Origin of the sequence: Streptomyces sp. NPDC058008 (assembly GCF_042886395.1) — a bacterium.
Classification (GTDB): domain Bacteria; phylum Actinomycetota; class Actinomycetes; order Streptomycetales; family Streptomycetaceae; genus Streptomyces.
The window spans coordinates 66817-74957 of record NZ_JBHVQX010000001.1; the positions used below are offsets into that span (position 1 = coordinate 66817).

General features: G+C 73.0%; 7 protein-coding genes and 1 tRNA gene. 4 read left to right on the plus strand and 4 right to left on the minus strand.

All coding sequences use genetic code 11. The features are described from left to right. Positions 1-11 precede the first annotated feature (11 nt). Positions 12-83: transfer RNA gene (locus tag ACFVS9_RS00240), tRNA-Cys, on the minus strand. A 198-nt stretch (positions 84-281) separates the two neighbouring features. Between ACFVS9_RS00240 and ACFVS9_RS00245 the strand changes: the two genes are divergently transcribed. The 4 genes from ACFVS9_RS00245 to ACFVS9_RS00260 all read left to right on the plus strand — a co-directional run bounded on the left by ACFVS9_RS00245 (position 282) and on the right by ACFVS9_RS00260 (position 5994). Then, positions 282-1748: an MFS transporter gene (locus tag ACFVS9_RS00245; RefSeq protein ID WP_389929111.1), complete on the plus strand. Its 1467-nt coding sequence runs from the start codon at positions 282-284 to the stop codon at positions 1746-1748. Positions 1749-2119: 371 nt separating this feature from the next. Further along, positions 2120-3901: a DEAD/DEAH box helicase gene (locus ACFVS9_RS00250; protein ID WP_383118818.1), complete on the plus strand. Its 1782-nt coding sequence runs from the start codon at positions 2120-2122 to the stop codon at positions 3899-3901. A 537-nt stretch (positions 3902-4438) separates the two neighbouring features. Beyond that, the gene (locus ACFVS9_RS00255; protein WP_383118819.1) at positions 4439-5080 is read left to right on the plus strand and encodes an IclR family transcriptional regulator; all 642 of its coding nucleotides are present in this window, start codon (positions 4439-4441) and stop codon (positions 5078-5080) included. 125 nt (positions 5081-5205) lie between these two features. After that, complete coding sequence (locus ACFVS9_RS00260; RefSeq protein WP_389929113.1) at positions 5206-5994, plus strand: S16 family serine protease; 789 nt, start codon at positions 5206-5208, stop codon at positions 5992-5994. On the opposite strand, the gene ACFVS9_RS00265 is transcribed toward ACFVS9_RS00260, so the two are convergent. The 3 genes from ACFVS9_RS00265 to ACFVS9_RS00275 are packed head-to-tail and all read right to left on the minus strand — an operon-like array spanning position 5924 to position 8053. Further along, complete coding sequence (locus ACFVS9_RS00265; protein ID WP_383118821.1) at positions 5924-7243, minus strand: MFS transporter; 1320 nt, start codon at positions 7241-7243, stop codon at positions 5924-5926. The genes ACFVS9_RS00260 and ACFVS9_RS00265 overlap by 71 nt on opposite strands. A 2-nt stretch (positions 7244-7245) precedes the next feature. Then, positions 7246-7425, minus strand: coding sequence for a hypothetical protein (locus ACFVS9_RS00270; protein WP_389929116.1), 180 nt, complete (start codon positions 7423-7425; stop codon positions 7246-7248). Between the two features lie 13 nt (positions 7426-7438). Next, positions 7439-8053 carry an ArsR/SmtB family transcription factor gene (locus ACFVS9_RS00275; RefSeq protein WP_383118823.1) on the minus strand — a complete coding sequence of 205 codons (615 nt, stop codon included), beginning with the start codon at positions 8051-8053 and terminating at the stop codon, positions 7439-7441. Positions 8054-8141: the final 88 nt, after the last annotated feature.

Below are 8141 nucleotides of genomic sequence, written 5' to 3' on the forward strand. Positions count from 1 at the left end.
GTCTTCCGCGGAGGCCGTGACCGGATTCGAACCGGTGTAACTCGAGTTGCAGTCGAGCCCCTGAACCTCTCGGGCACACGGCCGTGTGTCCTATTGATCTGCTCCTGACCGTACGGGGCCCGCGGGACCGGCCTCAAGGGGCGCGGGCGGGCCGCAACGTGACTGCCACACCGCGTTCACGTTCACGCGCCCGCGGGCCCTGCGGCCTACGACCAAGGGACCAGCCGGACAACGCCCACCGACAGGGGTCACCCGGTGCCGTGGCCCTTACTCTGGGGCTCATGACTGCCCTGGAACCCCGTGACGCCGAGGTCACCGCCGCCCTCGTGGACACCACCGCCGCCGCCCCCGTGGAAGGCGTGCTCGGGCGGACGTACAGGGCGCTCAGCATCGGCATCGTCTCCGTCGTCCTGCTCATCGCCTTCGAGGCGACCGCCGTCGGCACCGCGATGCCGGTCGCGGCCCGGGAGCTGAACGGCATCCCGCTCTACGCCTTCGCCTTCTCCGCGTACTTCACCACCAGCCTCTTCGCGATGGTGCTCTCCGGGCAGTGGGCCGACCGGCGCGGGCCGCTGGCCCCGCTCGCCACCGGCATCGGCGCCTTCGGCGCGGGGCTGCTGCTCTCGGGTACGGCGGCGAGCATGTGGATGTTCGTCCTGGGCCGGGCCGTCCAGGGCCTCGGCGGCGGGCTCGTGATCGTGGCGCTGTACGTGGTCATCGGGCGGGCCTACCCGGAGCGGATCCGGCCGGGCATCATGGCGGCCTTCTCCGCGGCCTGGATCATCCCCTCGGTCGTCGGGCCCCTCGCGTCGGGGACCGTGACGGAACACCTCGGCTGGCGCTGGGTCTTCGTCGGCATCCCCGTCCTGATCCTTCTCCCGCTCGGCCTCGCGCTGCCCGCGATCCGGCGGATGGCGGGCGGCCCGGTGGACGCGGAGGCCGCGGCGGAGCCGTTCGACGGGCGCCGCATCCGGCTGGCGCTCGGCATCTCGGCGGGGGCCGGGCTGCTCCAGTACGCGGGGCAGGAGCTGCGGTGGCTCTCGCTGGTACCGGCGCTGGCCGGAGCCGCGCTGCTCGTCCCCGCCGTACGCGGTCTGCTGCCCCCGGGGACCGTACGGGCCGCGCGGGGGCTGCCCGCCGTGATCCTGCTGCGGGGGATATCCGCCGGCTCGTTCATCGTCGCCGAGTCCTTCGTCCCGCTGATGCTCGTGACCCAGCGCGGCCTGTCCCCGACCCTGGCCGGCCTCTCCCTGGCCGCGGGCGGCCTGACCTGGGCGCTCGGCTCGTACGTCCTGGCCCGGCCCCGGCTGGAGCCCCACCGGGGGGCCTTCATGAAGGCCGGCATGGTGCTGGTGGCGCTGGCGATCCTTGCCGCGCCCGGCGTGCTGGTCGAGTCGGTGCCGGTGTGGACCCTGGCCGTGGTCTGGGCCTTCGGATGCTTCGGCATGGGCATGGTGATCGCGTCGACGAGCGTCCTCCTGCTGAAGCTGTCGGCCCCGCAGGACGCGGGGGCCAACTCGGCCGCGCTCCAGATCTCGGACGGGCTGGCCAACGCGCTGCTGCTCGCCGCCGGCGGTGCGGCGTTCGCCGCGCTCGGCGGCGGAGCGGTGGGCGCGGCCGCCCACGGGGCCGTGGGAAGCGGTGCGGCCGGGTCGCACCCGGGCGCGTTCCTGGTGGTGTTCCTGCCGATGGCCGCGGTGGCGCTGGCGGGGGTGTGGGTGGCCGCACGGGTGCGGACGGATCCCTAGGGCGGTACCGCGCGATCCCTCCCGTCCCCGGTCGGTCGACGAGCTGGACCCCGGGCCCGGTGCCCGGCACCGCGGAGCGGAGGGAACGGGCGCGTGAGCGCGGTCCGTCCGGCCCGCTACGGACGGCCGTCCGCGGGCGGGAGGCGTGCCGAGGGGCCCCGGACATGCCCGGGACCGCCGGGCGGCCGGCCGCGTGCGCCGGACGACCGCCTCCTGTGAAGCGGGTCTCAGCGGCGCCGGGCCATGGCTGATCCGTACGGGGTTCCGTCCCGCCCGCCGGTAGGGTGGCCCGGTTGTCGTATCGCGTACGGGCCGGACTCCGGACCGTACGGGCAGCACCCCACGTACCCGAGTGCCCCGAACCGGAGACCGTGACTACTACCGCCTCCCACCACCTCTCACCCGCCTTTCCCGGCCGCGCCCCCTGGGGGACGGCCGGCAAGCTGCGAGCCTGGCAGCAGGGTGCCATGGAGAAGTACATCCAGGAGCAGCCGCGCGACTTCCTCGCGGTCGCGACCCCCGGCGCCGGGAAGACCACCTTCGCGCTGACCCTCGCCTCATGGCTGCTGCACCACCACGTGGTGCAGCAGATCACCGTCGTGGCGCCCACCGAGCACCTGAAGAAGCAGTGGGCGGAGGCCGCCGCCCGCATAGGCATCAAGCTCGACCCCGAATACAGCGCGGGGCCCGTGAGCAAGGAGTACCACGGGGTCGCGATCACGTACGCCGGTGTCGGCGTGCGCCCCATGCTGCACCGCAACCGGTGCGAGCAGCGCAAGACGCTCGTGATCCTCGACGAGATCCACCACGCCGGTGACTCGAAGTCCTGGGGCGAGGCGTGCCAGGAGGCGTTCGACCCGGCGACCCGGCGGCTGGCCCTGACGGGCACGCCGTTCCGGTCCGACACGAACCCGATCCCGTTCGTGGCGTACGAGGAGGGCAACGACGGCATCCGGCGCTCCTCGGCGGACTACACGTACGGCTACGGCAACGCGCTCTCCGACGGTGTCGTGCGCCCCGTGATCTTCCTCAGCTACAGCGGCAACATGCGCTGGCGCACCAAGGCGGGGGACGAGATCGCGGCCCGGCTGGGCGAGCCGATGACCAAGGACGCCATCGGGCAGGCCTGGCGCACCGCGCTGGCGCCGACCGGCGACTGGATCCCCAACGTGCTGGCCGCCGCCGACAAGCGGCTGACCGAGGTGCGCAAGGGCATTCCGGACGCCGGCGGGCTGGTCATCGCGACGGACCAGGAGTCGGCGCGCGCCTACGCCAAGATCCTCAAGTCGGTCACCGGGGAGAAGCCGACGGTGGTCCTGTCCGACGAGAAGGCCGCGTCCAGGAACATCGACGCGTTCAGCCAGGACGGGTCGCGGTGGATGGTCGCGGTCCGGATGGTGTCGGAGGGCGTCGACGTACCCCGTCTCGCGGTCGGCGTGTACGCGACGACCATCTCCACCCCGCTGTTCTTCGCGCAGGCCGTCGGCCGTTTCGTGCGGTCGCGGCGGCGCGGCGAGACCGCCTCGGTGTTCCTGCCGACGATCCCGATGCTGCTCGACTTCGCGAACGAGATGGAGGTCGAGCGCGACCACGTGCTCGACAAGCCGAAGAAGGGCGGCGAGGAGGAGAATCCGTTCGCCGAGGAGGACCAGCTCCTCGCCGACGCGGAGAAGCTGGAGGACGAGGAGACCGAGGACCAGCTGCCCTTCGAGGCCCTGGAGTCCGACGCGGTCTTCGACCGGGTGCTGTACGACGGCGCCGAGTTCGGCATGCAGGCGCACCCGGGGAGCGAGGAGGAGCAGGACTACCTGGGCATCCCGGGGCTGCTCGAACCCGACCAGGTGCAACTGCTGCTCCAGAAGCGGCAGACCCGGCAGATCGCCCACAGCCGTCAGAAGCCGGCGTCGGAGGCCGACCTCCTGGAGAAGGCGGCCGAGGACCGGCCCGTCGTCACGCACAAGAAGCTGCTGGAGCTGCGCAAGCAGCTCAACACGATGGTGTCGGCCTACACGCACCAGAGCGGCAAGCCGCACGGCGTGATCCACACCGAGCTGCGTCGGATCTGCGGCGGCCCGCCGAGCGCGGAGGCGACGGCCGGACAGATCCAGGACCGGATCAAGAAGGTCCAGGAGTGGGCCACCCGGATGCGGTGAAGAGGCCCCGGCGGACCTGAGCAGCCCCCGGCCCCGGTGCGCGGTGTGATCCGCCCGCGCACCGGGGCCTCGCCGTGGGCGGGGCGGGACGCCGGACGGTCCCGGCCGCTTCGGGCACGCGGGCGCGGGAGGCGTGCGCGTGGGGGAGGGGCGCGCGGGGGCGGCGGGCGCCTGTCCCGGGGAAAAATTTTGACACATTCTTTTACGGTGAGTTAACAATCGTTCACCCGTGATGTACGGAGCGTCGCCGTCGAGTCACCCGACTAGAACGCGCGTAGATGTTCGCGTTCCGGACGGTCCGCCGCTGACCGGCGGTTATGCCGTGCCGTTCCGGGGGGAGACCGGATTCTGGACGAGGTCTTCCGCTGAGCGGACCCGCTCGCTAATGTCCCCGAAACATGAACGCCCCGTGGCAACGTCGCCGCGGAGCGCAGCCGGTGCCATGGCCAGTCGGCGGCCTCTCGGTGCGTCGCCGTGGGACCGGCGTCGGTGTCCCGGAGAGAGAACCGCCCCGCTCACCACGAGGGAGAGGGCGTCGTGACCGCAGAGACTTCTCAGACGCTCGACCGGGGACTGCGTGTCCTCAAGCTGCTCGCCGATACCGACCACGGGCTGACCGTCACCGAGTTGTCGAACAGACTCGGCGTCAACCGCACCGTGGTCTACCGCCTGCTCGCCACCCTGGAACAGCACGCGCTCGTCCGGCGTGACCTGGGCGGCCGGGCCCGAGTGGGTCTGGGCGTGCTGCGTCTGGGCCGGCAGGTGCACCCGCTCGTCAGGGAGGCCGCGCTGCCCGCGCTGCGTTCGCTGGCCGAGGACATAGGGGCCACCGCGCACCTCACGCTCGTCGACGGGTCGGACGCGCTCGCGGTCGCCGTCGTCGAGCCGACCTGGACCGACTACCACGTGGCCTACCGGGCCGGGTTCCGCCACTCCCTGGACCGGGGTGCCGCGGGCCGGGCGATCCTCACCGCCCGGCAGAAGACGGCCGACCACCCGGGCTACACCCTCACCCAGGGCGAGCTCGAAGCCGGAGCCTGCGGGGCCGCCGCCCCCCTGGTCGGGGTCTCCGGGGTGGAGGGCAGCGTGGGGGTGGTGATGCTCGCGGACGCCGTACCGGAGCGGGTCGGCCCGCGTGTCCTGGACGCGGCCCGTGAGGTCGCCGACGCGCTGCGCTGAGGCGCCGTACGGACCGTGCCGGCCCGCTGACCGGGCACGGTCCGCGACGGCAGGAGTGGGCTCCGGCCTCCCCGGGGACGCCGGGGCGGTCGGATCCGGGGGCGCGCGGCCGTTAGATTGGTCGGGTGGCCATTCGTCTCTCCCGCCCCCGTGCTCTCGCCCTCTGCGCGCTGCCCGTCCTCGCCCTGTTCGGTACGGCGGCCTTCGCGCCGCTCCCGTTCACCGTGGCGCAGCCCGGCAGTACCGCCGACGTCCTGGGGGACGACAAGGGGACGCCGGTCATCACGATCAAGGGCACCCCGACCCGCACCACGGACGGCCAGCTGCGGATGACGACGATCCTGGCGACCGCGCCCACGGCGGACGTCGGCGTCGGGGACGTGATCGACAGCTGGTTCCGGACGGACCGGGCGGTGATGCCCCGCGACTCCGTCTACCCGACCGGCGGCTCCGAGAAGGAGATCGAGCAGCACAACCTCCAGGACATGGTGAAGTCGCAGAACGTCGCCGTGGACGCGGCCCTGAACTACCTGGACCGGAAGCCCGGCTCGGTGGACGTCACCCTGCACCTCGCGGACGTCGGCGGCCCCAGCGCGGGCCTCTTCTTCTCCCTGGGCATCATCGACAAGCTGGTGGGCGACGGTTCCGGCGGCGACCTGACCGGGGGACGTACCGTCGCCGGTACGGGGACGATCGAGGCCGACGGCACGGTCGGCGCGGTGGGCGGGGTCTCCCTGAAGACGCAGGCCGCCCGGCGCGACGGCGCCACCGTCTTCCTCGTCCCGAAGGCCGAGTGCGCGCAGGCCGAGGCGGAGCGCCCCGACGGTCTGCGGCTGATCCCCGTCACGACACTGAAGAGCGCGGTGTCCTCGCTGCGGGCCCTGGACCAGGGGGACAGTGTCCCGAGCTGCTGACCTCGGGCTCCGGCGCCTCCATGCCGCGCCAGGAGGGGAAGACCAGCGGGCTCAGCGTCGCCAGGAAGTACACCCCGCCCATGGCCAGCAGCGCCCCCGACGTGCCCATGCCCTCGACGAGCAGTCCGGCGGCCAGGCCGCCCACCGGCATCGCGAGCTCGCAGCCCGCAGTGAGCGCCCCGGACACCCGGCTGCGCAGCTCCTCGGGAACGCGTTCGTACGTCAGCGTCGTCAGGATCGGGTTGAGCATGCCGCCGGCGACGCCGCCCAGCGCCATCGTGACCGCGAGCGGCAGGGTCGTCCCCGTCAGGGCGGCGACCGCGAATCTCGGCGCCCCGCACAGCATCACGCACACCGTGAACACGGTCCGCCGGGAGAAGCGGTGGCCCACCGCGCCGTACAGCAGGGCGCCGGTCAGCCCGCCCGCGCCGAAGAGCGCGGTGAGCAGGCCGAGGTCGGCCGCCCCGCCCAGTTCGCCCTCGGCGTGCACGGGCAGCAGGACGGCGTTCCAGCCCTGGTCGGCGCCGTTCATGAACATCACCATGACGACGGCGGCGAGCAGCAGCCGGTTGCCCAGCACGTAGGCGTACCCCTGCCCCAGCTCGGCGCGGTAGGCGCGCAGGGAGACGGGGGCCGCCGCCTCGCTCGGCTCGGCCGCGCGGACCCCGCGCACCCCCGCCGCGACGAGCAGTGCGGACAGCGCGAACGTGGCGGCGTCCAGGAGGAGGACCGTCCCGGCGCCGGCGACGGCGATCAGTACGCCCGCCAGTGCGGCGCCGAGCATGCGGGCGCCGCGCGACACCGCGTCGAAGAGGCTCGCGGCGCGGGCCAGGGTGGTCCCCGCGTGTTCGGCGAGATCGGGTACCAGGACGTGGCGTGCCGTGTTGCCGGGCGTGTGGGAGAGCCCGTTCAGTGCCATCAGCGCGCACAGCGCCCAGAAGGGGAGCGCTCCCGCGTGGTGCAGCAGAGGTACGGCCGCGACGGCGGCGCCGCAGACCGTGTCGGAGGCGACGGAGACCCGGCGCCGGCCGATCCGGTCGATGACGGGCCCGCCGACGAGCGCGGCCACGACGATCGGCAGGGTCGCGCAGAAGGCGACGACCCCGGCCCGGCCGGCGCTCCCGGTGGTCTCCAGGACGAACCAGGGGACCCCGATGAGGGTCAGTGAGGTGCCCGCCGTGGAGATCGAGTTGGCGGCCAGGACGGCGGCGAGCGGGGTGCGCCGTCCGGACGGTCTCCCCCCGTCCACCGTCAGGCCGTTCGCGCGGCGGGAGCCGTCCCGGCCTGCGTGAGGCGCAGGCCCAGCTCGATCATCGTCCAGCCCACGCGGTGGCGCAGCATGGGGCGTTCCACCGGGTGGAAGGCCGCGGCGTCGTGGCGCAGGTCGGCGGCGCGGTAGAGGTGGAGCAGAAGGTGGACGTCGCTGTGCACGAAGGTGATCCCCTCATTCGTTGGGACGCGGGAAGATGTGCAGATGGGTGCGGACCACGGCCGAACCCTCCGTGTCGTCGGGGACGCGGCCGCGGTAGCTGTTCACCAGGGCGTGGATCTTCGCCGAGAGCTCCAGGGCGAGCTCGGGGGTGAGGCGGGTCTTGAAGTCGCTGGTGTCCCAGCCGCGCAGCCATTCCTCGGGCCATTCGTGCATCGTCCCGAGCCAGGTGTTCAGCTCCTGGGCGTGGGTGGTGGCGACCTCGTGGAGCACCACCCCTATGGCGCCCCGCACCTCGGGGTCCGCGTGGCGCATGAAGTCGGCGGTGGGTCCGAAGACGGTCCCGGAGTGCACCGCCTTCCACCACCGCTCACGCCCCTTGCCGCGCTCCGGGTCGTCCTCGACGAAGCCGTACGCCGCGAGCTGGCGGAGGTGGTAGCTGGTGGCCCCGCTGGACTCGCCGAGCCGGCCGGCGAGACCGGAGGCGGTGGCGGGGCCGAACTCCCTGAGCGTGTTCAGGAGCCGGATGCGCAGGGGGTGGGCGAGCCCGCGCAGGGTGTGGGCGTCGACGTGGTGCATCTTCGGGTCGCCCGCGCCGGGGGTGCGGCCGTCGGGCTCGATCGGTGGCATGGCATGAGCGTAGAGTTGCAAAGACATCTTTGCAACGGGTTCTTTGCAAGATTCTTCCCGTGTCCGGGAACGGGACCGGGCCTCCACC

What these genes read in the sequence shown, in the direction of transcription:
- ACFVS9_RS00245 (WP_389929111.1), top strand. Translation starts at nt 282, where the DNA reads ATGACTGCCCTGGAACCCCGTGACGCCGAGGTCACCGCCGCCCTCGTG.
- ACFVS9_RS00275 (WP_383118823.1), bottom strand. Translation starts at nt 8,053, where the DNA reads ATGCCACCGATCGAGCCCGACGGCCGCACCCCCGGCGCGGGCGACCCG.